This window comes from Lentzea guizhouensis (genome assembly GCF_001701025.1).
Taxonomy (GTDB): domain Bacteria; phylum Actinomycetota; class Actinomycetes; order Mycobacteriales; family Pseudonocardiaceae; genus Lentzea; species Lentzea guizhouensis.
The window spans coordinates 7952674-7978319 of record NZ_CP016793.1 but is presented as its reverse complement, the minus strand read 5'-3'; the positions used below and the strand labels follow the sequence as shown (position 1 = coordinate 7978319).

Annotated in this window: 24 protein-coding genes and 3 pseudogenes; 16 read left to right on the top strand and 11 right to left on the bottom strand. The window is 71.3% G+C overall.

All coding sequences use genetic code 11. From position 1 onward, the window contains the following. Nucleotides 1–65 precede the first annotated feature (65 nt). The gene (locus tag BBK82_RS38280; RefSeq protein ID WP_065919304.1) at nt 66–1298 is read right to left on the bottom strand and encodes an MFS transporter; all 1233 of its coding nucleotides are present in this window, start codon (nt 1296–1298) and stop codon (nt 66–68) included. Between the two features lie 93 nt (nt 1299–1391). Between BBK82_RS38280 and BBK82_RS38275 the strand changes: the two genes are divergently transcribed. Beyond that, nucleotides 1392–2036: a winged helix-turn-helix transcriptional regulator gene (locus BBK82_RS38275; protein ID WP_065919303.1), complete on the top strand. Its 645-nt coding sequence runs from the start codon at nt 1392–1394 to the stop codon at nt 2034–2036. Here the strand turns inward: BBK82_RS38275 and BBK82_RS38270 are convergent. Further along, nucleotides 2023–2343: a hypothetical protein gene (locus BBK82_RS38270; protein WP_154697758.1), complete on the bottom strand. Its 321-nt coding sequence runs from the start codon at nt 2341–2343 to the stop codon at nt 2023–2025. The genes BBK82_RS38275 and BBK82_RS38270 overlap by 14 nt on opposite strands. Before the next feature lie 169 nt (nt 2344–2512). Here BBK82_RS38270 and BBK82_RS38265 point away from each other — a divergent pair, with 169 nt between their 5' ends. From BBK82_RS38265 to BBK82_RS52045, 5 genes and pseudogenes are all read left to right on the top strand, one after another. After that, nucleotides 2513–3880, top strand: a complete 1368-nt coding sequence (locus BBK82_RS38265) for a M14 family zinc carboxypeptidase (RefSeq protein WP_065919301.1) — start codon at nt 2513–2515, stop codon at nt 3878–3880. 119 nt (nt 3881–3999) lie between these two features. Continuing rightward, nucleotides 4000–4167, top strand: a pseudogene (locus tag BBK82_RS38260) (helix-turn-helix domain-containing protein); the annotation flags it as partial. Nucleotides 4168–4207: 40 nt separating this feature from the next. Then, complete coding sequence (locus BBK82_RS38255) at nt 4208–5020, top strand: aminoglycoside phosphotransferase family protein (protein WP_237047801.1); 813 nt, start codon at nt 4208–4210, stop codon at nt 5018–5020. Between the two features lie 28 nt (nt 5021–5048). Continuing rightward, complete coding sequence (locus tag BBK82_RS52050; protein ID WP_065919299.1) at nt 5049–5366, top strand: SAM-dependent methyltransferase; 318 nt, start codon at nt 5049–5051, stop codon at nt 5364–5366. Continuing rightward, nucleotides 5359–5781 carry a class I SAM-dependent methyltransferase gene (locus BBK82_RS52045; protein WP_065919298.1) on the top strand — a complete coding sequence of 141 codons (423 nt, stop codon included), beginning with the start codon at nt 5359–5361 and terminating at the stop codon, nt 5779–5781. The genes BBK82_RS52050 and BBK82_RS52045 overlap by 8 nt, the downstream gene beginning before the upstream one ends. 60 nt (nt 5782–5841) lie before the next feature. Here the strand turns inward: BBK82_RS52045 and BBK82_RS38240 are convergent, their stop codons facing one another. Both BBK82_RS38240 and BBK82_RS38235 read right to left on the bottom strand, forming a co-directional pair. Continuing rightward, entirely contained in the window at nt 5842–7194 is a 1353-nt protein-coding gene (locus BBK82_RS38240; protein WP_065919297.1) for an ATP-binding cassette domain-containing protein, read from the bottom strand. A gap of 150 nt (nt 7195–7344) precedes the next feature. After that, the gene (locus BBK82_RS38235) at nt 7345–8958 is read right to left on the bottom strand and encodes an ABC-F family ATP-binding cassette domain-containing protein (protein WP_065919296.1); all 1614 of its coding nucleotides are present in this window, start codon (nt 8956–8958) and stop codon (nt 7345–7347) included. A gap of 289 nt (nt 8959–9247) precedes the next feature. Between BBK82_RS38235 and BBK82_RS38230 the strand changes: the two genes are divergently transcribed. From BBK82_RS38230 to BBK82_RS38220, 3 genes are read left to right on the top strand one after another with little or no spacing between them, the layout of a single operon-like run. Next, a complete protein-coding gene (locus BBK82_RS38230) occupies nt 9248–10717 on the top strand; it encodes an amidase (protein WP_065919295.1) in 1470 nt (489 codons plus the stop codon). Further along, nucleotides 10701–11834, top strand: coding sequence for a GDSL-type esterase/lipase family protein (locus BBK82_RS38225; RefSeq protein ID WP_237047800.1), 1134 nt, complete (start codon nt 10701–10703; stop codon nt 11832–11834). Before BBK82_RS38230 ends, BBK82_RS38225 begins: the two co-directional genes overlap by 17 nt. Nucleotides 11835–11881: 47 nt before the next feature. Next, nucleotides 11882–12472, top strand: coding sequence for a helix-turn-helix domain-containing protein (locus tag BBK82_RS38220; RefSeq protein ID WP_065919293.1), 591 nt, complete (start codon nt 11882–11884; stop codon nt 12470–12472). Here the strand turns inward: BBK82_RS38220 and BBK82_RS38215 are convergent. Continuing rightward, nucleotides 12460–13056 carry a short chain dehydrogenase gene (locus BBK82_RS38215; RefSeq protein ID WP_065919292.1) on the bottom strand — a complete coding sequence of 199 codons (597 nt, stop codon included), beginning with the start codon at nt 13054–13056 and terminating at the stop codon, nt 12460–12462. The two genes, BBK82_RS38220 and BBK82_RS38215, sit on opposite strands and share 13 nt — an antisense overlap. 69 nt (nt 13057–13125) lie before the next feature. On the opposite strand from BBK82_RS38215, the gene BBK82_RS38210 reads away from it, so the two are divergent. Then, nucleotides 13126–13968, top strand: a complete 843-nt coding sequence (locus BBK82_RS38210; RefSeq protein ID WP_065919291.1) for a LysR family transcriptional regulator — start codon at nt 13126–13128, stop codon at nt 13966–13968. A 74-nt stretch (nt 13969–14042) separates the two neighbouring features. Here the strand turns inward: BBK82_RS38210 and BBK82_RS38205 are convergent. From BBK82_RS38205 to BBK82_RS53235, 3 genes and pseudogenes are all read right to left on the bottom strand, one after another. Continuing rightward, nucleotides 14043–14366 (bottom strand): annotated as a pseudogene (locus BBK82_RS38205) (transposase); the annotation flags it as partial. 73 nt (nt 14367–14439) lie between these two features. Next, nucleotides 14440–15222, bottom strand: a complete 783-nt coding sequence (locus tag BBK82_RS53240) for an IS630 family transposase (RefSeq protein ID WP_237048473.1) — start codon at nt 15220–15222, stop codon at nt 14440–14442. Next, nucleotides 15111–15581 carry a helix-turn-helix domain-containing protein gene (locus BBK82_RS53235; protein WP_218920400.1) on the bottom strand — a complete coding sequence of 157 codons (471 nt, stop codon included), beginning with the start codon at nt 15579–15581 and terminating at the stop codon, nt 15111–15113. The genes BBK82_RS53240 and BBK82_RS53235 overlap by 112 nt, the downstream gene beginning before the upstream one ends. A gap of 372 nt (nt 15582–15953) precedes the next feature. Here BBK82_RS53235 and BBK82_RS38190 point away from each other — a divergent pair, with 372 nt between their 5' ends. Continuing rightward, a complete protein-coding gene (locus tag BBK82_RS38190; protein WP_237047799.1) occupies nt 15954–18095 on the top strand; it encodes an AfsR/SARP family transcriptional regulator in 2142 nt (713 codons plus the stop codon). 174 nt (nt 18096–18269) lie between these two features. Then, nucleotides 18270–18338: pseudogene (locus tag BBK82_RS55095) on the top strand (hypothetical protein); the annotation flags it as partial. 32 nt (nt 18339–18370) lie between these two features. On the opposite strand, the gene BBK82_RS55090 reads toward BBK82_RS55095, so the two are convergent. Continuing rightward, on the bottom strand, nt 18371–18556 hold the full coding sequence (locus BBK82_RS55090; RefSeq protein WP_065919288.1) for a hypothetical protein: 186 nt from the start codon (nt 18554–18556) through the stop codon (nt 18371–18373). A 9-nt stretch (nt 18557–18565) separates the two neighbouring features. On the opposite strand from BBK82_RS55090, the gene BBK82_RS55085 reads away from it, so the two are divergent. Further along, nucleotides 18566–18712: a hypothetical protein gene (locus BBK82_RS55085; protein ID WP_237047798.1), complete on the top strand. Its 147-nt coding sequence runs from the start codon at nt 18566–18568 to the stop codon at nt 18710–18712. A 7-nt stretch (nt 18713–18719) separates the two neighbouring features. Here the strand turns inward: BBK82_RS55085 and BBK82_RS38180 are convergent, their stop codons facing one another. Further along, on the bottom strand, nt 18720–19151 hold the full coding sequence (locus BBK82_RS38180; protein WP_065919287.1) for a hypothetical protein: 432 nt from the start codon (nt 19149–19151) through the stop codon (nt 18720–18722). Nucleotides 19152–19305: 154 nt separating this feature from the next. Here BBK82_RS38180 and BBK82_RS38175 point away from each other — a divergent pair, with 154 nt between their 5' ends. Next, nucleotides 19306–20157: a DUF4394 domain-containing protein gene (locus BBK82_RS38175; RefSeq protein WP_065919286.1), complete on the top strand. Its 852-nt coding sequence runs from the start codon at nt 19306–19308 to the stop codon at nt 20155–20157. 122 nt (nt 20158–20279) lie between these two features. Beyond that, nucleotides 20280–21143: a DUF4394 domain-containing protein gene (locus tag BBK82_RS38170; protein WP_065919285.1), complete on the top strand. Its 864-nt coding sequence runs from the start codon at nt 20280–20282 to the stop codon at nt 21141–21143. 68 nt (nt 21144–21211) lie between these two features. On the opposite strand, the gene BBK82_RS38165 is transcribed toward BBK82_RS38170, so the two are convergent. Then, the gene (locus BBK82_RS38165; RefSeq protein ID WP_065919284.1) at nt 21212–22153 is read right to left on the bottom strand and encodes a Leg1-related protein; all 942 of its coding nucleotides are present in this window, start codon (nt 22151–22153) and stop codon (nt 21212–21214) included. A gap of 268 nt (nt 22154–22421) precedes the next feature. Here BBK82_RS38165 and BBK82_RS38160 point away from each other — a divergent pair, with 268 nt between their 5' ends. Then, nucleotides 22422–25628: a S8 family serine peptidase gene (locus tag BBK82_RS38160; protein WP_154697757.1), complete on the top strand. Its 3207-nt coding sequence runs from the start codon at nt 22422–22424 to the stop codon at nt 25626–25628. The last annotated feature ends 18 nt before the right edge of the window (nt 25629–25646 follow it).

The following is a 25646-nucleotide window of genomic DNA, read 5'->3' as shown; positions in this document are numbered from 1 at the left end:
ACGACAGGACCGCCTGTCATTCCGCGGCATCGGGCGAAGCGTCGTTGCCGGGTGCAAAGGCGCGATCAGCTCTTGGCCCTGATCCTGGTCGCGGCCACGCCGACCAACGCCACGGCGGCCATGACGGTGCTGAACCCGGTCGCCATCGCCGCCACCCCGACCACGCCGACCAGCGCCCCCGCGACCACCGCCGAGACGCCCATCGCCAGGTACCCGGCGGTGTAGATCGCGGTGAACAGTCCCGCACGCTCGTGGGGCTGGACCTCGGGAACCAGCCCACGGGTCGTGCCGGCGAACGACGCGCCCACGCCCAGGCCGCAGAACAGGGCGGATGCCCAGATCAGCGGCAAGGCGTGGGTGCCGAGGGCGGCGACGAACAGGAGTGAGCCGAATGCCAGCGAGGCCGTGCCCAGCGCCCGCAGACGGCGAGGGCGGACGGCGGAGGTGAAGGCTGAGGCGGCGGTGCCGGCGGCGAAGCTGACGAAGGCGGCCAGGGCGCCGACGAGTGGGTTGTGGACGGCGAACACGGTCACCAGCACGACCGGGGCGAGGCCCATGAACAGGGTCATCATCATGAACGCGCTGATGATGCCGGGCAGTGCGGACAGGTACAGGCCGCGCACCTGCACCGGCAGAGCAACACGTGGCCGCAGCGAGGCGAGCGCGCCTGGCTTGCGAGTGGCGGTTTCCGGGGTGACCAGGGTGAAGAGGGTGCCGAGGGCCATCACGATGGTCAGCACCAGCCAGACCTCGAACGCCGCGTCGGAGGCGAACTGGGCGAGCAAGCCGGAGAACAGTGCGCCGATGCCCAAGCCGGCCAACGGGGCCAGGCTCGTCATCATGGCCCCGAGCTTCTTGCGGTGTTCCGGTGCCAGTTCGACCACGGCCGCGCTCAGCGCACTTGACGCGGCACCTGTTGCGACGCCTTGCACGATGCGCGCCACGATCAGCCAGCCGATTGATGCCGAGAACAGGAACACCAGCATCGCCACCAGGTCCAGGGCCAGTGCGGCGATCATCAGCGGGCGGCGGCCCACGTGGTCGGACAGGGAGCCGATGACCAGGATCGCGACCAGCAGCGAGAACGCGTAGACGCCGAACGCCAGGGTCAGCTGCCAGGCCGGGAAGCCCCAGCGCGCTTGGTAGATCGGTAGCAACGGGGTCGGTGCGCCTGCCGCGACGAGGACGGCGACCATCGCCGCCGAGATGCCGGCGAAGCCTGCCGACTTCGGTGCGTACGGCCAGGAACTCCTGCGCGGCAACGGGTTCGTGATCTGTGCGTCCTGGACTGCGGTCATGCGGACGAAGGTAGCCGTGTCCACTTCATTTTTGCAAGTGAACTTCAGTAAACCTAACGAACCACAACCAAGCAAGCTTGCTATGGTGGGAACGTGAAGCGACGTGAGTTCGGTCAGCACTGCGGTCTCGCCCGCGCCCTGGAGCTGGTGGGCGAGCGGTGGGCGCTGCTGGTCATCCGCGACCTCACCGTGCGTCCACGCCGGTACACCGACCTGCAGGACGGGCTCGCCGGCATCCCCTCGAACGTGCTGTCCACCCGGCTCAAGGAGCTCGAACAGGCCGGCATCGTCGAGCGTCAGGTGGCCCCGGCACCCCAGCGCGGCGTGGTCTACGCGCTCACGCCGGTCGGTCAGGAGCTGGAACCGGCTCTGCTCGCGCTCGGCCGCTGGGGCTCGACGCAGCTCGGCGACCCGCAGCCGGGTGACCGGGTCACGCCGGACGGGGCGGTGCTCAACATGCGGGCCTCCTTCCGGCCGGAGGAGGCGACCGGGCTCACCGCGTCCTTCGAGCTGCACGCCCGCGAGCTCGTGGTGCACGCCGTGGTCACCGACGGCGAGCTCGCCTCCGGCATCGGACCGGCGCCGCGACCGCCGGACCTCACCATCACCGCCCAGCTCGCCGACGACGAGCCGGCTTCCTACCGGATGATCGTCCGCGCCGCGCGGGACGGGCGGGTGGAGCTGAAGGGTCGCAAGAAGCTGCTGGAGACGTTCCTACTGGTGTTCACCCGGCCGTAGAGGACACGACCACCGCGTTGCCGAGGACGTCCTGGTCCGCGATCACCACCGGCTCGCCGAACCGCTCGGTGATCACCTCGACCAGCCGGGACAGCTCCGGGCGCCGCCCGGTCACGATCACCGTCCCGCCCACGGCCAGCACCTCGATCCCGACCGGCACCGGCAGATAGCCGCTGACCAGCGAGACCAGCTCGGCGTCGGCGTCGGCCATTAGCTGCTCGGAGCCGCGCCGGGTGTGGTGCACGTACCGTGCCAGGTTCGCCAGGTCCACATAGGACATCGGGTGCCGTCCACGCTGAGCAGCCACGCCTCCCGGCAGTCCCGGTCGCGCGCGATCTCGGCCTCGCCGGAACGCACCGCGCGGCGTTCCACGGACTCGAAGCGCGTGGTCCCGAGTCCGGCACCCCCTTCACAGGGTTGTGACCGTCGATAGGGTCGCCGGGAGGCGTGTGTGATCAACCACGAGGGGAGTCGGGATGAAACGGCTGAGCCTGGCGCTGGCGGGCGCCGCCAGCGTGGCCTTCCTGGTAGGGACGTCGGTGGCGGCGCCACCGGCACCCGAGCCGGTCCTGGACGGGCAGACCTACGTCTACCGCGTGCAGGCCCCGCTCGGCCAGAAGGCCCAGGACCTGCTCGCGCAGGGGTTCGACGTGCTCGAACAGCGCGACGGCACCGACCTGTTCGTGCTGGGGACGAAGGACGTGCACGGCAAGCTCGCGGCCGCCGGGTTCCCCGGCACCGTCGAGAAGGTCATGCCACCGTCGCGGTTTGCGCCCAGCACGCGGGGCACGGGGATCAACGAGACCTACTACGGCGGCTACCGCACGCTCAAGGCGCACCACAGGCACCTCGACCAGGTCGGTTTCCGGTACGCCCGGCTCGCGACGGTCGTCGACTACGGCGACTCGTGGCGCAAGACCCAGGGGGCGGGCGGCTACGACCTGAAGGCCATCTGCCTCACCAGGAAGACGCCGGGTGACTGCCGGCTCACGCCGACCGCGCGCAAGCCCCGGTTCCTCGTGTCCGCGCAGATCCACGCGCGCGAGATCACCACCGGCGACATGGCGTGGCGCTGGATCGACCATCTCACCACCGGTTACGGCCGCGACCGCGAGGTGACCGAGCTGCTCGACACCACGGAGGTCTGGGTCATCCCGATCGCCAACCCCGACGGCGTCCACATCGTCCAGTCCGGTGGCGACACACCGGTCCTGCAGCGCAAGAACGCCAACCACACCAACGGTCCCCGGCAGTGCCCGACCGCCGAGGACCCGTCCGCGCAGATCGGCATCGACCTCAACCGCAACCTCAGCGTGCAGTGGGGCGACAACGGCACGTCCAGCGACCCGTGCAGCCAGATCTACCGCGGCCCGGAGCCCGACTCCGAGGTCGAGACCAAGGCGCTGGAGAAGCTGTTCCGCTCGCTCTTCCCGGACAAGCGCGGCCCCGGTGACACCACGCCGGCCGATCCGGACACCCGCGGCATGGTCGTCACCATGCACAGCGCGCTCAACGTCGTGCTGCTGCCCTGGGGGTACACGACGACGCCCTCGCCGAACGACGGACCGTTGCGCGCCATGGCGAAGGACATGGCGCAGCTCGCCGGTCCCGACTGGCAGTACGGGCAGCCCGGTGAGCTGCTCTACACCGCGGGCGGCTCGATCGACGACTGGGTGTACGGCGAGCTCGGCGTCCCGCACTTCACCTGGGAGGTCGGCAACTGGCAGGGCGACTGCGCCGGCTTCCTGCCCGCCTACTCCTGCCAGGACGGCCACTGGGCGAAGGTGAAGCCGATGCTGACCTACGCCGCGCGCAAGGCGGCCAACCCGTACGGCGGTTCCTGACGCCAGTTGAGACCGGCGGAAACCGTTTCCCCGCAGCGGCACCCCCTGGCGGTTTCGTGGTTGCACGGACCGCGGGAACACAGGGGGTGCTCGCTGTGCTGTCCCCGGCGCAGATCGGCGACCTGCTGGGGTTGATGGCCGACGGCATGGGCGTGGGGGAGATCGCGGACGTGCTCTGCTACTCCGAACGCACGGTGAAGTACGTGATCCAGGGCGTCATGAGCCGCCTCGACCTGCGCAACCGGCTGCACGCCGTCGCCTATGCCATGCGTGCGGGACTGATCTGACCGTTCGACTGGGGCGGGCCGATCCGGAAAGGTGATCACGGTGGACCTGGACCGCACGACCACCCGCCTGGCCACCCGCTGGGGACTCGAGCTCGGTGCGCCGTTCGAGGGCGGCTCGTCGGCCGCCGTGCTGCGCTGCCGGTGGCCCGACGGCACACCGGCCGTGCTCAAGGTGGGCGAGGACCGGGCGCTGGGCGAACGCCAGCACGCCGCGCTCGCCCTGTTCGCCCCGTCCGGCCGGGTGCCGGCGGTGCTCGCGTTCGACGAGGAGTCCGGTGCGGTCGTGCTGGAGGAGGTGCGGCCCGGCACGCTCGCGGAGGACCTGCCCGCTCACGCGCTGCCCGCGCTGTGGGCCGGTCTGCTGGCCGCGCTGCACGGAGTCGGTGTGCCCGAGCGGATCGGCACCTTGCGAGAGCGGTGCGAGGAGGCCTTCGCGCGTGTGGGCCGTCGTCTGCACAACCCTGTGGTGGCCGCGCGGATCAGCCCGCTCGACTGGACGCGCGCGATGCAGAAGTGCGCGAGGTTGCTCGACACGACCCGCACACCCGTGTTGCTGCACGGTGACCTGCACCCCGGCAACGCGCTCGACGGCGGCCCGGCGCGCGGGCTCCTGGCGGTGGATCCCAAGACGTGCGTGGGAGATCCGTGCTTCGACGCGGTCGACCTGGTCGTCATGGGCGCAGGTCACGAGGGTGTGGAGGCGCGCTGTGCGGCGATCGCGGCGGCGTGCGACCTCGACGGCGACCGGTTGTTCGCCTGGGCACGGGTGATCGCGCCGTTCTTCGTCGTCGCCCACGCCACCAACGGCGCACCCGAGCCGGTCGTCGACGAACTCGTTCAACTGCTCCGCTAGCACCTGCCGCTCGTGGAAGGCTGTCACGATGCCGACCGCCGAGGAGTTCGACCGCTGGTACGCCGACCGCGGCGAGTCCGCCGTCGCCGACGACCTGGTGCGGCGCGTGCTCGGCCTGCCGCCGGACCTGGAGTCCACCAGCCTGCTCACCGGTCAGGCGATCGACGACGTCGTGGAGCTGCTGGACCTGCGGGAGGGCACGACCCTGCTGGACCTGGCGTGCGGCCGCGGCGGCTACGGCCGGGAGATCGCCCGCCGCACCGGCGCGTCGCTCATCGGCGTGGACTTCTCCCGTCGCCATCGAGCAGGCGAAAGCCCGCCACGGCGGCGACTTCCGGGTGGGTGACCTCGCCGCCACCGGCCTGGCGACCGCGTCGGTCCACGCGGTGGTGATCATCGACGCCCTGCAGTTCGCACCGTCGAAGCTCGCCGTGCTGCAGGAGTGCCACCGCGTGCTCGTCCCCGGCGGCCGCCTGGTCATCACCTGCTGGCAGCCCGTCGAACAGGGCGACGAGAAGGTCTCGCCGCTCATCCGCGACCTCGACCTGTCGCCGCTGCTGCAGGAGGCCGGGTTCGCCGCGGTCAGCACGCAGGAGAGGCAGGACTGGTACGAGAACGAGAAGCAGCTGTGGCTGGAAGCACTCGCCGTGCCGGACCCCGACCCGGCGATGGTGTCGTTGCAGGACGAGGCCCGGCGGGTGCTGGCGAAGCGCGACCTGATGAAGCGGGTGCTGGCCGTCGGGACCACGCCCCGCAGCTGAGCGGCGACCACCCGGCTCGCACCCTGCTGCGGACCACACGCCCGGCCCGACCGGCTCCGCTCAACGCGCCTGCAGCGTGATCTCCGTTCCCTCCCAGCGCTGTCGCAGCCACCGGTCGTGGCTCGCGACCACGATCGCACCCGGCCCCGGACCCAGTGCGTCCTCCAGCTCGTCGCACAACGTCGGCGACAGGTGGTTGGTCGGCTCGTCGAGCAGGAGCACTCGCGGTGGGTCGGCCACGAGCAGGGCGAGCGCGAGGCGGCGGCGCTGGCCGACCGACAGCGTGCCGACCGCCTTGCCGAGGTCCCACCGGTGCAGCAGGCCCAGCGACTCCAGCGGCACCTGCTCGGCCCGTTCCGCCCCGAGCGCCCGGCCGTAGGTGGCGCGGGCGGTGCGGCGCGGGTGCTCGAACGTCGTGTTCTGGTCGAGCAGGCCGATCCGGAGGTCCGGGCGGCGCTGGACTCCGGTGACGTCGAGGCGGCCGGCCAGTGCGAGCAGGAGGGTCGACTTGCCGGAGCCGTTGGGCCCGGTGACGAGCAGGCGGGTGCCTTCGCGGACGTCGAGGACGTCGAGGGTGAGCCGGTGGGGGACGTGGAGCTGGCGCAGGGACACGAGGACGTCGCCGGTGCCGGCGGCCTGCGCCGACGCCAGCGCCGCGTGGAACCGCAGCGGCCGCGGGGGAGCGGGCACCACGCGGCGTTCCAGCTCCTCCAACCGCCGTGTCGTGTTCCTGACCCGCCGGGAGATCTGGCTCTGCACGCGGTTCGCCCGCACGCCGTAGCCCATCTTGTCGCTGTCGCGCATCGCCCGGTTCGGCGCGACCCGGTGCGCGACCCCGTCGAGGTCCGTCCGCAGCGCGGTCAGCTCCTCCTGCTCCTCGGCGTACCGCCGTTCCCAGCGCTCGCGGTCGGCCCGCCGCCGCGCCACGTACTCGCTGTACGTGCCGCCGAACCGGACCGGCCCCTCCACCGCCGGGTCGAGGTCCACCAGGTCCGTGCACACCGCGTCGAGGAACGCCCGATCATGGCTCGCCAGCACCACCGCCCCCGGCTGCTCGCGCAGCTGCTCCTGCAGGAACACGGCCGCCGCGTCGTCCAGGTGGTTCGTCGGCTCGTCCAGCAACAACGCCAACGGCCTGCGCAGCACGAGCGCGGCCAGCGACAGACGCCGGCACTGGCCGCCCGAGAGCGACCCCAGCGTCCGGTCCTGCGACACGTCACCCAGCCCCAGTCCGGACAGGACGATCTCGGCCCGCCGGTCCGCGTCCCACGCCTCGTGCTGCTGCGCGCGTTCAAGCTGGTCGGCGTACGCGGCGAGCAGCTGCGAGTCGTCGGGGGCGGCCGCGAGCGACGCACCGAGCCGGTCCAGCGACTCCAGGTCCGCGCGGGCCTCGGCCAGGGCGTCGTCGACCACCTCAGCGACGGTCGCCGCCCGTCGAGCACCCGGCGGCCACCGAAACCGCGCACCAGCTCGTGCGCCACCAGCGCCCCGGACGTCAGCGCCCCGGACCTCAACGCCCCGGACCTCAACGCCCCGGACCTCAACGCCCCGGACCTCAACGCTTCAGCCACGAGCGGCCTCCAGCAGCTTGCCGTCCTCCAGGCGCAGCCAGCGGTCGATCCTCACCTCGTTCAGGAACCGCTCGTCGTGGCTCACGACGACGAACGCGCCCTGGTAGGCGTTCAGCGCGCTCTCCAGCTGGCCGGAGCTCACCAGGTCGAGGTTGTTCGTCGGCTCGTCGAGCAGCAGCAGCTGCGGCGCGGGCTCGGCGAACAGGATGCACGCGAGCGTCGCCCGCAGCCGTTCACCGCCCGACAGCACCCCGACCGGCAGATGGGCGCGCGGACCGCGGAACAGGAAGCGCGCCAACAGGTTCATCCGCTCGGCCGGCGGCATCGCCGGGGCGGAGGAGGCCAGGTTCTCCGCCACCGTGCGCCCGTCGTCGAGCAGGTCCAGCCGCTGCGACAGGTACGCGATCCGGCCGTCCGCCCGCTTCACCTCACCGCTGTCCGGCGTGAGCGACCCCTCGACGACCCGCAGCAGCGTCGACTTGCCGCCGCCGTTCGGTGCGGCCAGCGCGATGCGTTCCGGGCCGCGAATCACCAGGTCGGCGCCGTCGAACAGGTCCCGCACCCGGACGCCGCTGCCCGTGAACAGCGTGCGCCCGGCGGGCACGGCGGTCTGCGGCAGCTCCACGCTGATCCGCTGCTCTTCCTTCAACGAGCGTTCGGCCTGGTCAAGCCGGGTCTTCGCGGCGCTGAGCCGGGCCGCGTGCGTGCCGTCGGCCTTCGCGGCGGACACCTCGGCGTTGCGCTTCATGTTGCCCGCGAAGATCTTCGGCAGACCCGCGTTGGACAGGTTGCGCTGGGCGTTCGACGCACGCCGGGCGGCGCGTTCACGGGCCTGCTGCATCTCCCGCTTCTCGCGCTTGACCTCCTGCTCGGCGCTGCGGATGTTCTTCTCCGCCACCTCGCGCTCGGCCGCCACCGCCTCCTCGTAGGCGCTGAAGTTGCCGCCGTAGAAGCGGATCTCCCCGCCATCCAGTTCGGCGACGCGGTCCACGCGGTCGAGCAACGCGCGGTCGTGGCTGACCACCAGCAGGCAGCCGCGCCAGTCGTCCAGCACGTCGTAGAGGCGGTGCCGGGCGTCGAGGTCGAGGTTGTTGGTCGGTTCGTCGAGCAGCAGCACGTCCGGTTGCTTCAGCAGCTGGGCCGCGAGCCCGAGGGACACGACCTGGCCGCCGCTGAGCGTGCCGAGCCGCCGGTCCAGCTCGAGGTCGGCCAGCCCGAGGCGGTCGAGCTGGGCGCGGGTGCGTTCCTCCAGGTCCCAGTCGTTGCCGATGGTGGTGAAGTGCTCCTCGTCGACGTCACCGGACTCGACGGCCTTGATCGCGCGCAGCACCGCGGCCACGCCGAGCACCTCGGCCACGGTCAGGCCGGCGGTGAGCGGCAGGTCCTGCGGCAGGTAGCCGAGCACGCCGTCGATCGTGACGCTGCCCTCGGCCGGCGTCAGCGCGCCCGCGACGAGCTTGAGCAACGTGGACTTGCCGGCGCCGTTCGGGGCGACGAGCCCGGTGCGGCCACCGGGGAACGAGACGGACAGACCGTCGAAGACGGGGGTGTCGTCCGGCCAGGAGAAGGACAGGCCGGACACGACGACATAGGCGTCAGAAGACATGGGGGTGAGACCTCGGGATGTGCGGACGCGCGGGCCACCCGCGCGGGTGGAAAAGGGGACGACGAAGCGGCCATCGGGCATCGATGGCCTGTCACATCCCGGGCTCACCCGGAGATGTCGTCTTCACCCACCAGCACGTCGAGCTCCTTCGAGGAGGTTGATCTCTACGACACCCACGGTAGCAGCTCGTGCCGTTGCGCCGCTCGGCACAACGACGTGATCCCGCCGGAGGACCCCGTGCTCGTGCGTGACACCGGCCTCGGCGTCGCCGAGCGGTTACCTTGATCGCGTGGACTTCGACGAGTACCGCGAACACGACGCCACCGGGCTGGCGCAGCTGGTCGCCTCCGGGCAGGTGTCGGCCGCCGAGCTGCTGACCGTGGCGAGGGAACGCGCCGCCGCGGTGAACCCGCGGCTCAACGCGATCGTCAGGGACGTCCCCGCGACGCCCTCGGACGACCTCACCGGCCCGTTCGCCGGGGTGCCGTTCCTGATCAAGGACCTCGGCCAGGACTACGCGGGCCTGCCGACCTCGAACGGGTCGCGGTCGCTGCGGTCGTTCCCGGTCGCCGAGCACTCGACGGTCGTGCGACGCTGGCTCGACGCCGGTCTGGTGATCTTCGGCAAGACGAACCTGCCGGAGTTCGGCGCCAAGGCGATCAGCGAGTCGGAGGTCTGGGGACCCGCGCGCAACCCGTGGAACCTCGACCACACGCCCGGCGGCTCGTCGGGCGGGTCGGCGGCGGCGGTCGCGGCCGGGATCGTGCCGTGCGCCGGGGCGAACGACGGTGGCGGCTCCACCCGGATCCCCGCCGCCTGCTGCGGACTCGTCGGCCTGAAACCCGGTCGTGGGCTCACGCCGTTCGGGCCGGGCACCGCCGAGATGATGCACGGTGCGGCGGTGCAGGGCGTCGTGTCGCGCACGGTCCGCGACACGGCGGCGATGCTCGACGTGATCTGCGGCGGTGAACCGTACGGGCCGTACTCGCCCGCCATGCCCGGCGCCTCCTACGCGTCGTGCGTCAACGAAGAACCCGGGACGTTGCGGATCGGCGTGCGGGTGCCGTCGGCGATCAACCCGGACCCGCACCCCGAGGCGCGCGCGGCCGTGGACGGCGCGATCAAGGTGCTGACCTCGCTCGGCCACGAGGTGGAGGAGCTGCCGGAGGCGCCGTTCGACGACGCCGCGCTGGCCCACGACTTCCTGCTGACGTGGTTCGTGAACCTCGCCTGGAAGGTCGGCGACGCCCAGCGGCAGACCGGGGCGCCGGACATCGCGTTCGAACGCGACACGCTGCTGATGGCCGCGCTGGGCCGGGCGACCAGCAGCGTCGACTACGTGGACGCGGTGCAGCGCCGGCACGAGCACACCCGCCGGCTGTCGACGTTCTTCGAGTCCTACGACCTGCTGCTCACACCGTCGCTGGCCACCCCGCCGCCGAAGATCGGCGCGTTCGAGCTGCCGGTCAACCTGCAGCGCGCCACCGACGTGCTGCTCAAGACCCGCACCGCGCGGTTCCTGCGCGGCACCCGGATCGTCGACGACATGATCCGCGACAACCTCGGCTGGGTCCCTTACACCCAGCTCGCGAACCTCACCGGCCGCCCGGCGATCTCCGTGCCGCTGCACTGGACCGCCGACGGGCTGCCGCTCGGCGTGCAGTTCGTGGCACCGCTGGCCGGCGAGTCACTGCTGATCAAGCTCGCCGCCCAGCTCGAACAGGCCCAACCCTGGGGGGATCGTGTCGCTCCGCTCTGAACCCGTCGCGAGGTTCGTGCGCGGCGCCGCCGAACTCGAGGAGACCGCGCGCGGCGTGCGCCCGCACCGCCTGCCCGCGTGGGTGCGCGACCGGTACCCGGACCCGCAGCTGCTGTCGGTGGAGAGCCACCCGTCCGGCGTGCGGCTGCTGATGGAGACCGAGGCGCGCACGGTCGAGCTGGTCCTGCACCCGACCTGCACCGCCTACGCCGGCCTGAACCGGCCACGCGGCAGCGTCGACCTCGTCGTGGACGGGGAGGTCGTGGCGAGCTCCGTGCTCGTCGGCGGTGACGTGAAGGAGGTCGACCTGCGCACCGGCGAGGCCGTTCTCCTGCCCGGTGAGGCGCAGACCGAGCGGTGGAACCTCGCCGAGGGCACCAAGGTCGTCGAGATCTGGTTGCCGCACAACGAGATGGTCGACCTGGTCGCGTTGCGCGCGGACGCCCCGCTGTGGCCGGTCGAACCCGGCCGGCGGATCTGGCTGCACCACGGCAGCTCGATCAGCCACGGGTCGAACGCGGCCACCCCGACCGCGATCTGGCCCGCCGTGGCGGCCCGGCTCGGCGGCGTCGAGCTGCACAACCTCGGTCTCGGCGGCAGCGCGGTGGTCGACCCGTTCACCGCTCGGGTGATGCGCGACCGGCCCGCCGACCTGATCAGCGTGAAGCTCGGCATCAACGTCGTGAACTTCGACGCGATGCGGCTGCGAGCGTTCGTGCCCGCGGTGCACGGCTTCCTCGACACGATCCGCGACGGCCACCCGGAGACGCCGCTGGTGCTGGTGTCGCCGATCTTCTGCGGCATCCACGAGGACACGCCGGGGCCGGGTGCGCTCGACCTCGACGAGCTGGCCGCGGGCCGGCGTGCGTTCATCGCGACCGGGACGCCGGAGCCGGGCCGGTTGACGCTGAAGGTCGTCCGGGAGGCGCTGGAGTCCGTTGTGGAGGGCCGGGACGACGCGAACCTGCACTACCTGGACGGGTTGCGGTTGTACGGCGTCGAGGACGCGGTGGCGTTGCCGCTACCGGACGCGCTGCACCCGGACACGGCCGCGCACCGGCTGATCGGGGAACGGTTCGCCCGGTACGCGTTCGAGGACGGCGGTCCGTTCGGCTGACGGCCGGTACCGCCGGAGACCTCGCCGCCCTGGCAGGATGCGGACCCGTGGACACCGACGAAGTGCTCGACGCCGTGGGACCGCGACTCCGGGCGCTGCGCAAACACCGCGGCATCACCCTGGCCGAGCTGTCGACGACGACCGGCATCTCGGAGAGCACCCTGTCGCGGCTCGAAAGCGGGCAGCGCAAGGCCACGCTGGAGCTGTTGCTCCCGTTGGCGCGCACCTACAACGTGCCGCTGGACGACCTCGTCGGGGCGCCGCGCACCGGTGACCCGCGCATCCACCTGACGCCGATCCACCGGTACGGCATGACGTTCATCCCGCTGTCCCGGCGGCCGGGTGGCGTGCAGTCGTTCAAGATGCTCATCCCCAGCGGCCTGACCGAGCCGACTCCGCAGACGCACGACGGGTTCGAGTGGCTGTACGTCCTCAACGGACAGTTGCGGCTGGTCCTCGACGACCTCGACCTGACGTTGCCGCCCGGTGAGGCCGCCGAGTTCGACACCTCCCAGCCGCACTGGCTGGGCAGCGCGGACGGGCGTGCGGTCGAGCTGCTGATCCTGTTCGACCCGCAGGGCATGCGCACGCACGTCCACGGCCCCGGTTCCGCCGGTCGTTCCGGTCAGGGGACGTAGACCTGCCCGGTCTGGCGCCCCTCGATCGACCGCACGTACGCCTGCGCCACGTCGGCCAGCGGCACCGGCTTCATGCCGGGGAAGTAGTCGCCGTAGTGGTCGAGCGCCTCGGTGAACACGGTCGGGCTGACCGCGTTGATCCGCTGCGGTGCGATCTCGATGGCGGCGGCGCGCACGAACGACTCGACCGCGCCGTTGGCCAGCGAGGCGGCCGCGCCGGTGACGACGGGTTCGCGCGAGAGCACACCGGTGATCAGCGTGAAGGACCCCTGCGCCGACACGTGCCGGAGTCCTTCGCGCACCAGTGAGACCTGGGACAGCACCTTGCCGGTCACCGCGGCCTGGTAGTCGGCGGCGGTCAGGTCGGCCAGCGGCTTGAACGGCACCGCGCCGGCGGCCGAGGCGACCGCGTCGACCTGGCCGACCGCCGCGTACAGGTCGGCCACCTGGACCGGGTCGGTGACGTCGTACCGCAGGTCGCCGCCGGTGCGGGCCACGGTGACGACGTCGTGCTTGCGTTCGGTGAGCTCCCGGTGCACCGCGGTGCCCAGCAGGCCGGTCGCTCCAACGAGCAGAATCCTCATGCCCTCGACGCTAGGTGGGTTCCCGGCGCCGGAGAAATGCCGATCGTGCAGCACTTATGATCGGCAGTCATGAATGTCGAGCTGCGGCACCTGCGTGCGCTCGCCGCGATCGGCGACCACCGGTCGATCACCGCGGCGGCCCGGTCGTTGCACGTCACCCAGCCCGCCCTGTCCCGCACCCTCGACCAGCTGGAACGCCGGCTCGGCGTGCGACTCGTCGAACGGACCACCCGCCAGGTCGCGCTGACCGCCAGCGGGCACCGGCTGTGGGAGCACAGCCACCGCATCCTCACCCAGCTCGACTCCGCACTCGCCGAGGCCGCCCAGCCCCAGCCGCTGCGGCTGACGTTCGCCTGGGCGGCGCTCGGCCGCTTCACCATCCCGTTCCTGCGCGAGTGGCGGGCCCGGCACCCGGACGTGCTCGTGCGCATCCGCCGCACCGACGACCCGGAGGCGGCACTGCGGCGCGGCGAGGCGACGTGGCCGTGCTGCGCACCGGCCCACGACGGACCTCGGGCAGGCCTGGTCGAGGAACCCCGTGTCGCCGCGGTCGCGGACGACCACCCGCTCGCCGGCCGCACCGAGGTCGCGTTGAGCGACCTGGTGGCGGAGACGGTGGCCGTCTGCGAGACGGCCGCGACCACCACCGCGGACCTCTGGCCCTGCGGCGCCCGCCCGCGCACGGTGGACGTACCAGGCGTGGAGGAGTGGCTGACGTCGATCGCCACCGGAACGGCGGTCGGCGTCACGGCGGCCGGCACGATCCACCACCTCCCGCACGCCGGCGTCACCTACCTGCCGCTGACCGACGCCGACCCGGTCACCGTCCACCTCGCCTGGCCGTCACCGCCGGCGCACCCGTCGACGGAGGCGTTCGTCGAACTGGCCCGCCGCCGCCTGCGCCGGGCCTAGACGTCCGACCTGGACGCCTCCGGCGTTCTTCCTCTCACGCGCAGACCTTCAAGCCCGCTAATAGACCGTCGCTTCTAACTCTTGGGGTAGAGGTGGCGGAGTCGGGTGCGTGCGTTGTCGGTGGTGAACTGCCAGTCGACGCCGCGCTGGTTGGCGTTGGTGGCGTGTTGCCAGGCGGCGAGTTCGGTGTTGAGGGTGTCGAGGTCGCTGATGCGGCGGTCGAGGCACTGGCGGCTGAGTGCGGACAGTTCGATCTCGGCGATGTTGAGCCAGGATCCGTGTTTGGGGGTGTGGTGGATCTCCAGGCGCTGGGCCAGGGCGAAGGCCTCGCCGGGGTCGAAGGCCTCGTAGAGGGAGGCGATGGTGTGGGTATTGAGGTTGTCCATGACCAGCACCACGGTCCCGGCGTCGGGGTAGTCGACGGTCAGGAGTTGTTTGAAGACCTTCAAGCCCGCTAATAGACCGTCGCTTCTAACTCTTGGGGTAGAGGTGGCGGAGTCGGGTGCGTGCGTTGTCGGTGGTGAACTGCCAGTGGACTCCGCGCTGGTTGGCGTTGGTGGTGTGTTGCCATGCGGTGAGTTCGGTGTTGAGGGTGTCGAGGTCGCTGATGCGGCGGTCGAGGCATTGCCGTGAGAGTGCGGACAGTTCGATCTCGGCGATGTTGAGCCAGGATCCGTGTTTGGGGGTGTGGTGGATCTCCAGGCGCTGGGCCAGGGCGAAGGCCTCGCCGGGGTCGAAGGCCTCGTAGAGGGAGGCGATGGTGTGGGTGTTGAGGTTGTCCATGACCAGCACCACGGTCTCGGCGTCGGGATAGTCCACTGTCAGGAGTTGTTTCACTTGCCCGGCCCAGTCGAGCTTGGTGCGCCGGGCGAGGGCGTGCACGCGGCGCCATCCGCGCAGGGGTTCGGTCCACACGAAGATCGAGCAGGTGCCGCACCGGATGTATTCACTGTCCTGGCGGGCATCGCGGCCTGGCCGGGCGGGCAGCGGGTCGCGGACCTCGCCGAGGAGCTGGAAGGGTTTCTCGTCCATGCACACGACCGGGCGGGCGGGATCGTACGGGCGGGCGTAGACGGCGAGGACGTCTTCCATGCGGGCGGCGAACTCCGCGTTCGCCCGCGGCGGGATGGTCCAGCACTTCCTCAGATGAGGACGCAGTTCCGTTTTTTCAACACCCGGCCGATGGTCGAGTGGTCCAGGTTCGGGATGTCCTCGGTGAGCTCGACGTGTTTCTCCAGCAGCCGCAACGACCACCGCGCATGCCCCGCCGGCGGTGCCGAGCACGTCAGCGCGATCAGCCGGGCCTCGACCTCCCCGGTCACCGACGACGGCACCGGCGGAAGAGCACGCTTCTTGCGCGAGATCGTGGCCAGCACATCATCGCCGGTCTCGGCGAACCGCCTGGCGACCAGCCGCAGCGTCTCGCCCGACACCCCGAGCCGGGCCGCGATCACCTCTTTCGGGTCCACCTCGCCCACTGAGGTGTCCAGCGCGAGCAGCACCCGCGCCCGCATGATCGACGACGCCGGATGCACACCTGTCGTGGTCCACCGGATCAGCTCTTCACGATCCCTCGCCGACAATGTGACCGGCCGTTTCAACTGGGAGGCCATGACCCAACAGCCTCCCAGTCACATACATCAAAACTAAGCAGCGACACACTACTAGTGCGGTGACCACGAACCTTTGCCGCGTTTCCCGGCGGTCAGACGGGTGCGTCGTGGGGCCGGTCCGCGAGGTGCCCTGCTGAGCGTCGGGAAACACGGTGAAGATTGTGGTCACCGCACTAGCTGCCGAACTCTCCCAACAGGACCGCGGGTCAACGTCGTTCAGCCAGTCCGTGACGTCGTACATGATGGGAAGCCGGCTTCGGCGGCCGGCTCCACTCGTCGGTCCACTCCTTTCGGTTGCGGCCGGTAGCCTGAGCGGACCCAATGTCGGGCATCTGCTTGTGAGGTGTTTGCCGGGCAATTACGTTCGGGACAGTGGCAACGAGGTCTGTGCGGATCCAGGTGCTGGGTCCGACGCGGGCGTGGCACGACCGGGTGGAGATCCAGCTCGGCCCACCCGCCCGGCGAGCCGTGCTGGGGTTGCTCGTGCTGGCCGAGGGCGAGTCGGTGGCGACCGCCGAACTGGTCGACGCCCTGTGGGGGGAGCGGCCGCCGCGCAGTGCCGTGAACGTGCTGCAGACCCACGTCAAACACCTGAGGCGGCTGCTGGAACCCGGCCGCACGTCCCGGTCCAGCAGCGATGTCCTGCCGTTCGCCGGTGGCGGCTACGCGCTGAACCCGGAGGTCGTCGAGATCGACCTGCTCACGTTCCGCCGGCTCGTCGCGGGGGTGAACGACCGCGAGGACGACCCGGAACGGGTGGCGGCCGGGTTGGGGGAGGCGCTGGGGTTGTGGCGGGGCAGGCCGCTCGCCGACCTGCCGGTGCTCGCGGCGCACCCGAAGGTCGTGGCGCTGGCCGCGAAGCACCGGGAAGTGCTTGCCCGGCACGGGGATGCCATGATCGCGATCGGGGCGGCGGCGGACGTGCTGCCCGACATCGCCGAGGCCGCCGCCGACCAGCCGCTGGACGAACCCGCGCAGGCGAGGCTGATCCGCGCCTACCACGCCGCCGGGCACCGGGCCAGGGCGTTCGAGGTCTACCACAAGGTGCGCGCGAGGCTGGTGGAGGAGCTCGGCGTCGATCCCGGACCGGAGCTGCGGGCCGCGCACGCGATTCTGTTGCGGGAGGACGACAACGATGTCAGCCCGCCGGTGCCGGTGCGCAGGGTGCTCGGGGTGCCGCGGCAGCTGCCCGCGCCTGCCTCCGGGTTCACCGGACGCACCGCCCAGCTGTCCACTTTGGATGCACTGCTGCCGGACGGCGGGATGGCGATCGCCGCGATCTCCGGCAGCGCGGGGGTCGGCAAGACGGCGCTGGCCGTGCACTGGGCGCACCGGGTCCGCGACCGGTTCCCCGACGGGCAGCTCTACGCGAACCTGCGCGGGCACACCGGGGGAGGTGCGGCCCCGCCGATCGAGGTGCTCGCCCAGTTCCTGTCCGCGTTGGACGTGCCCGCCGAACGGGTGCCGCTCGACGTGGGGGCGGCGTCGGCGATGTACCGGACGTTGACGACGGACCGCAGCGTGCTCGTCCTGCTGGACAACGCGGTCAGCCCGGACCAGGTCCGGCCGCTGCTGCCGGGGGGACCGCGGTGCCTGGTGGTGGTGACCGGCCGCGACCGGATGACCGGACTGGTCGCGATGGACGGTGCCCGCGCCGTGAAGCTCGACGTGCTGAGCCCGGACGACGCGCTGGAGCTGCTCGCGCGGGTGCTCGGGGCCGAGCGGATCCGCGCCGAACCCGTGGCGGCCGCGGAGTTCGCGAAGCTGTGCGCGTACCTCCCGCTGGCGTTGAGGATCGCCGCCGCGAACCTCGCCGACCGTCCCGGATACGGGATCGACGACTACGTCGACGAGCTGCGCGAGGGCAACGTGCTGTGGGCGCTCGCCGTGCCGGGGGACGAGCAGACGGCGGTGCGGGCGGCGTTCGACCTCTCCTACGCCGCGCTGCCGGAGCAGGCGCGCCGGCTCTTCCGGCTGCTGAGCCTCGTTCCCGGCACCGACGCGGGCACCGAGGCCGTGGCGGCGCTGGCCGGCACCGACCCCGGGCAGGCCACGCGGTTGCTGGACCGGCTCGCCGGCGCCCACCTCGTCGAGCTGCACGCGCCCGGCCGGCACAGCTTCCACGACCTGCTGCGCCGGTACGCGGCCGAGCGCACGATGGAGGAGGACACCGCGGCCGAACGGGAGTCCGCCCTGCGCCGGTTGTACGACTGGTACCTGAACGCGGTGGACGGTGCCGCACGGCAGCTCTACCCGCACATGCTGAGGTTGCCGACACCCGAGCTGACCGCCAGGACACCGGCCGGAGTCACCGGACCGGCCGAGGCGTCGGGCTGGCTCGACGCCGAACGCAACCTCGTCGCCGCGGTCGCGCCGCGAGCACCGCCCGTCCATGGCGTGGCTGCTCTCCGACGCGCTGCGGGGCTACTTCTGGATGTGCACGCCGGGTCGACTGGCTGGCGACCGCAGGCCGGTCTGGCCGCCGAGGAGGCGAGCCGCGAAGGCAGCGGCTGAGTCTCGCCGACCTGCACTACCGCCAGGGCCGCTACCGGGAGGCGGTCCGGCACTACACCCACGCACAGGTCGCCGCGGCAGCGGCTGGGCGTCAGGCCGCTCGCAACCTGGCGGCTCTACTGGCAGTCGGGACGGCTGGAGGCGGCCGCGACCCGGTTCCGCCGCTGCCTGGCCGTGAGCAGGAGCATCGGCCAGCCCGCCGGGGAGGCGGTCGCGCTCGGCAACCTCGGCCTCGTCCACTGGGAGCTGGGCAGGCTGACGCAGGCGGCCGAGCACTACGGCTCGGCCACCGCACGGACGCGATCACCTGCTACCGCCAGGCGCTCAACCTCGTCCGCAACCTCGGCGACCGCTACCCGGAGGCCGAGATCCTCCTCGGCCTGGCCGCCGTCACCGCCGACGCAGGCCAGGCCAGGCACGCGATCGCGCTCGCCGACCGCGCCGGATACGGTGCGCTGCACGGACAGGCGATGACCGTGCTCGCCGAGGTCCTGCTCGCGTCCGGGCACCACGACGAGGCCGCCGAGCTCGCCCGTCGTGCGCTGGACGTGCACCGCGAGACCGGCCAGCGCGACGCCGAGGCGCGGGCACTCGCCGTTCTGGAGCGGACCGGTTGACGATGACCTAGTCGACACCCTTGCGCTTGACCGCGCTGTCACCGTTGGGCCACACCGTGATGATGCCCCACGGGTTCACGCTGCCGTCCTGCCCGTCAGGCGTCTTGCAGGCGAACTGCCCCATGTTGAACCCGTTCCAAGCGCCGGGGTGGTCGGCGTCCCGCGTCTTCCCCTCCTCCGCGTTGGTGTCCCACACACACGTCTCACCATCCGCCGCGTTCGTGACATGGTGCGCGAGATCGGTGATCTCTCCCTCCACCACGCACCACGTCACGTGGTAGCGGTAGCTCCACCGGCCGCCATCGGAGAGCTCCACCGCCACGGACGTGAACGGCTGCGTCGGACACTCCAGCTCGTCGGCGGTGGCCGTCCCGGTCGTCGTCAGCGACAGTCCCACGGCGAGCACCGCCGCGAACCCCGCGCTCTTCTTGATGTTCATCGAGTCCCCCCTCGAAACCAAGTGCCCCCATCGTGTTCCTGCACCGGGGTGCCCGCAAGGTGCCGTCATGCGTAGTCCAACCTACGTCCAATGGACGTCCAGTCCGGGCAAATAGCTTGTGCCGCAACGGTTTCAACCAGGGGAGGACCGAATCATGAGAGCACGTCCGACAAGGGTCGCCGCCGCGACCGCGGTGGTGGTGTCGGTGGTCGCGGCCGTGGTCGCCGGCAGTGAGGGAAGTGGTGTCGCGCAGCCGTCGGGCCTGCGGGCGTACGGCATCTCGGCCGACGGCACGCTGATGGCGACGTTCACCACGGACCGGCCGCAGGTGCTGGACTGGGTGCGGGTGATCCAGGGCTTCTCCGGCGACACCGCCGCGATCGGCCTCGACCAGCGGGTGCAGGACGGGCTGACGTACCTGGTCGGCAACAGGGGCGGCATCTACCGGGTCACGATGAACCCGTTGACCCTCAAGAAGGTCTCGCAGCTGACCGTCGCCCTGCACGGCACCGACTTCGGGGTCGACTTCAACCCGGCCGCCGACCGCCTGCGGATCACCGGCGACGGCGGCCAGAACCTGCGGCACGACCTGAACACGCACACCACCGTCGCGGACACGATGCTGACCACTCCGCCCGCACCGGGTGCGACGCTCGGCGTCACGGCCGCCGCGTACACGAACAACGACCTCAACCCGGACACGGCCACCACGCTGTTCGACGTCGGCACCTCCACCGACCAGGTGCTGGTCCAGTCGCCCGCGAACAACGGGACGCTGGCACCGACCGGCAGGCTCGGCGTGGACGCCGCCCCCAACGCGGGCTTCGACATCTACACCACGCTCAACAACGGCAAGGCCGTCTCCTCGGCGGGCTTCGCGACGCTCGTCGGCCCGTCGGGCACCTCGACCCTGTACTCCGTCAACCTCCTCACCGGAGCGGCCACGAGCACCGGTCAGTTCCCACTGGCGATCACCGACATCGCCATCTCGCTGACCGGCAGCTGAGGCCTGCTCACCCCGAGCCCGTCCCGCTGCGGAGGGACGGGCTCGGCTCCTGCCGTCCAGTCGACGTCCAGTGCTGATCAATAGGTTGTGCCGCAAGGGTTCTCGGGCAGGGGAGGCATCAGATGCGGTCCAGGCTGTTCAGGAGAGGCATGGCGGCGGCGGTCGTGGCGGCGGCGGTGGCGACCGCTGTGATCGGCGGCGGCGCGAGCAGCACGGCCCAGCCGTCCGGCCTGCGCGCGTTCGGCATCACGGCCGACGGCAAGATCATGGCGACCTTCACGACCGACCGGCCGGGCGTGCTGGACTGGTTCCGCGAGATCCAGGGCCTGTCCGGCGACACGGCGGTCATCGGCCTGGACCACCGCGTGCAGAACGGCCTGCTGTACCTGGTGGGCAACCAGGGCGGTGTCTACACCGTGAAGACCCCGCCGCAGGTGGCGGACGTGGTCGTCACGAAGGTCTCGCAGCTGACCGTCCCGTTGTACGGCACGAACTTCGGCGTCGACTTCAACCCGGCGGTCGACCGCCTGCGGATCACCGGCGACACCGGCCAGAACCTGCGGCACAACCTCGGCGACCACACCACCACCGAGGACGCCTTCCTCAGCACCCCGCCGGCACTCGGTCCGGCCAGGGGCGTCACGGCCGCCGCGTACACCAACAACGACCTCAACCCGGACACCGCGACCACGTTGTTCGACATCGGCACCCTGACCGACGAGGTGCTCGTCCAGTCACCGGCCAACAACGGCCTGCTGACCGCCACCGGCAAGCTCACCGTCGACGCCGGCGCCAACGCCGGCTTCGACATCTACAGCACGTTGTCCGGTGGAAAGGCGACGGCGAGCACCGGGTTCGCCACCCTCGTCGCTTCTGATGGCAGTTCGTCGCTGTACGGCGTCAACCTGCTGACCGGCGCGGTGACGAGCATCGGCCGGTTCCCGATCCCGATCACGGACCTGGCGGTGTCGCTGACCGGGAGCTGACCGCGGGCTCCTGACTGTCCCACGGGTGCCGCCGCCCCCGTGGGACAGTGCCGAGCAGCAGTGGCCGGTCAGCCTCGTAGCAGGTAGCCGAGCAGCGCGCGGCGCTCGGCCGCGTTGTCCGGCCTGGGGTTGAACACCGCGTCGAGCAGGGGCAGCACCCTGTCACGGGCTTCACGGGTGCGCATGACCCGCTTCCACAGCCGCAGGTTGAGGTTGTAGCGCCATGTCGGGGTGGTCGCGAGGCGAAGGATGTTCGCGACGTTGCCTCGCGCTTTGGGCGGCAGTGCGTCCAGGTCCTCGGGTGTGGCGAGCAGCGATTCGGGCAGCACGTCGAGGCCGTGGGCGGTCATGAAGGTGAAGTCGGTGGGCCAGGCAGCCGCCCACAGGTAGTCGACCATCCGGCACCAGCCGCGCAGGAAGGTGACCTCCAGGTCTGGCCAGGGGTCGGTGTCGACGTCGGCGAGCACGTCGACGACCACGTCCAGGCACGTCTTGTGCGCCTTCCAGAGGGCCAGCCGCGCCGGCTCGAGGTCGGTGAGGTCACTCCCGCTCACCAGGCAGAAGTAGGCGCGCCAGTCCGTCACCGCCGGGGCGAGCTCGTGCGGGACGACCCCGTCCGTCACGTACCGGAACCGGGAGTGGCCCGGTGGGCCGGCGACCGGCAGGGCCGGCACCACCCCGGCGGCCACGGCGCCCAGCCAGGGGATGACGCTGAGCGTGTAGTTGCCGTAGCCCCACGGCGAGTCGGGGTCGATCCGCCCGTCTCGGCGGGAGCCGGCACCGAGCCGGTCGGTGCGGAACTGCCACTGGTGCTGGAACATCAGACCCCACAACGGGTTGTACCGGTTGTCGGTGCCGAACCGGCCGTCCCCGCCGGTGTTGTCGATCATCATCCGGTAAGCGGCCATCCGCTGCTCGAAGGAGAACGGGTCGAACGTCTCCTCCAGATCCCGCGCCATCGTCCAGACCGGGTACAGGTCCAGCGCCGCCAACTCGTCCGGATGAGCCATGACCGCAATCCTCCACGATGAGTTGCACACAGAGCCTGGCCAGCCCGAGCGCCAGTTGTAGCCCGGCCCGCCGCCGTGTGAAGCGTGACAGAGGGGAGCCGCGGTCGCCGTTCTGCGGCACACTGCGCCGCCGGTGTGGTGCGGCAACCGCGCCGGGAGCGACGAGGCCGGATCGGTGGTCCGAACCATCATTCGGGCAGATGACCTGAAGTGACGCAACCAAACCACTCCCTGCGGCCACTCTGTCACTGAGGGCAACATCGTCCCTGTGACGCAGAACCAAGGGGAGTTCGCGTTGAAGAAATCGATTCTCGCCGCCGGGCTCGTGGCCGCCGTGGGTGTCACCACGGCGGCAGCGCCCGCGGCCTCGGGGGAAACCACCGCACCGCAGCCGGTCAGCGCGGGCGGTCTGACGACAACGGTCACGCTGATCACGGGTGACCTCGTGCACGTGGCGAACGGGCAGGTGCGGACGCACGCCGCGAAAGGCCGTGAGGGCGTCCGCTTCCACCACCACACCGACGGGCGGGGCAACCTGCACGTCGTGCCGTTCGACGTCCAGCCGCAGATCTCGGCGGGCACGCTCGACCAGCGGCTCTTCGACGTCTCGCTGCTCACGCGGTCCGGCTACGACGACGCGAGCCGCGACACCATCCCGCTGATCGTCCAAGGCGGCGCGGGGTTGCGCTCGGCGGACGCGAAGTCGTTGCCCAGCATCAACGCCCACGCCGTCACCGCCGACAAGAAGGGCGGGTTCTGGTCGGCGGCGCGGACGGCCGGCGCGGCCAAGGTGTGGCTCGACGGCAGGATCACCGCCACGCTCGACCGCAGCGCCGCGCAGATCGGCGCACCGCAGGCGTGGCAGCAGGGATTCACCGGTTCCGGCACCACGGTCGCCGTGCTCGACACCGGCATCGACACCACGCACCCCGACCTGCAGGGTGCCGTGGTGGAGGAGAAGAACTTCACCCCGGCCGCCACCACCGACGACAAGTACGGCCACGGCACCCACGTCGCTTCGACGATCACCGGTGACGGCACGTACAAGGGCATCGCGCCGGACGCCAAGCTCGTCAACGGCAAGGTGCTCGACGACGGTGGCAGCGGCAGCGAGTCCGGCGTCATCGCGGGCATGGAATGGGCCGCCACCAGGGCCGAGGTCGTCAACATGAGCCTCGGTAGCAGCAGCCCCAGCGACGGCACCGACCTCATGTCGCAGGCCGTCAACCGGCTCACCGCCGAGCACGGCGCGTTGTTCGTGATCTCGGCGGGCAACTCCGGCGGCCCGGTCGCCTCCCCCGCGGCCGCTGACGCCGCGCTGACCGTCGGCGCGGTCGAGCGCGACGACCGGCTGGCGAATTTCTCCAGCCGAGGCCCGCGCCACGGTGACGGCGCCATCAAGCCGGACATCACCGCGCCCGGCGTGGACATCGTCGCGGCGAAGGCCCGCAACGGTGTCATCGGCACCCCGGTCGGACCGGACCACGTGGCCCTGTCCGGCACGTCGATGGCGGCACCGCACGTCGCGGGCGCCGCGGCGGTCCTCGCGGCGAAGAACCCCGCCTGGTCCCCGCTGGAGATCAAGACCGCGCTGATGCACAGCGCCAAGGCCCACGCCGACTCCAGCGTCTTCGACCAGGGCGCCGGACGTGTCGACGTGGCCCGCGCGGTCACCACGAGCCCGGTCGCCACCCCGGCCAGCCTCAGCTTCGGCACGGTTCGCTGGCCGCACGACAACAGCCAGCCGATCACCAAGAAGATCACCTACCGCAACACCGGCACCGAGCCGCTCACGCTCGACCTGACCGTCGCCGAGCAGAAGCCGGCGGCGACCGGCCTGTTCAGCGTGTCGCCGGCGAAGCTGACCGTGCCGGCAGGCGGCACCGCCGAGGCCTCGGTCACCGCCGACCCCCGCGTGGCGGGCCCGGTCGGCGGCTACGGCGCCGCGGTCATCGCCTCCGACGGCACCCGCGTGCCGATCGGTGTGCACAAGGAGCCGGAGAGCTACGACCTCACGTTCAACTACGTCGGCCACGACGGCAAACCAGCTGACGCGAGGAGCTACCTGCTGCTCGGCTTCGACGGCGGCACCGTCCTGCAAGGCAGTGCCCCGACCGGCACGGCGAAGCTCCGCGTGCCCAAAGGCCGCTACTTGGTGAGCACGTCCTTCGAAACGGTCACCACCGACCCGGACGCACGCCGCAAGCTCACCGCGGCGTACGAACCGTCCATCGAGGTCACGGGCGAAAAGACCGTCACCTTCGACGCCCGCACCGCGGCCGAACCGTCGATCACCGTCGACCGCCAGGAGGCCTCGCTGGCGAACGCGTCGCTGATCGTGCGGATGAGCGCCCCGGGGTTCGGGTACGGCAGCGGGTGGAGCATGCCCGATTGGAAGGACTTCTACGTCCACCCGTCCGCCACGTCGGACGCGGGCTTCGAGTGGTCCGCGAGCAGCGTGTTCGCCAGGAAGAACGCCGACGGCGGCTTCTCCGGCAGCCCGTACCAGTTCCACTCGCAGGCCGCGGGCGAGGACCGGCTGCCCGCCGCGATCAGGCACAGCGACCGCGAACGGGACATGGCCGAGGTCGACGCCACGCTGAAGGCCCGCATCCCCGGCTCGACCGGCAGCCGCAACGGCGGCGTCGACGGCCCGCTGCCGTTCAAGCTGACCGAGTTCTACACGCCCGGCGTGGCGTGGAGCCGGTGGATGACCGAGCAGGTCGACCCGAGCGCGCCGCCGAACTTCGTCGACGACGCGAGCCCGAAGACGTTCCGGCGTGGCGCCAAGAGCACCGAGCAGTGGAACACCGCCGTGTTCGGTCCGGCTTTCCCCGCAGTGCCGGCGGAGCGGGAGGGGGCGTGGGCCGGACGGGTGCGTGACCTGCTGTTCGTGAACGCGCAGGTGTTCGCCGACGGCACCGGCGAGCACACGACGTTCGACTTCGGCCGCAGCACCGGTGGCACCAGGCTGACCGCGAACGGCCAGGTCGTCGCCGAGTCCTCGGAGCCGGGCCGGCTGTCCACCCCGGTGCCCGCGGCGAAGAGCACCTACCAGCTGCACACCGAGGCCACCCGCGCCCCGCTGTCGTCGAAGGTGACGGCGGACTGGACGTTCACGTCCGAGTCCGTCGCGGGCGACCGGGTGAAGGTCCTGCCGTTGCTCGCGGTCCGGTTCAAGCCGTCGCTCGACGACCACAACCGGGCACGGGCGGGCAGCGTGCTCACGATCCCGGTGACCGTGCAGCGCAACGGTGCCAACGCCGACGTCACCGACGTCCGCACGCCGCAGGTCCAGGTCTCCTACGACGAGGGCAAGACCTGGCAGCGGACCGTCGTCTTCAAGTCGGGGCAGAGGTGGCTGCTCACGCTGCCACACCCGAAGAACGCGACATCGGTGTCGTTCAAGGCGAAGGTCAGCGACGCGCACGGGTCGGTCGAGCAGACGATCATCCAGGCCTACACGCTGAAATGACGCGCGTGGGCAGGAGCC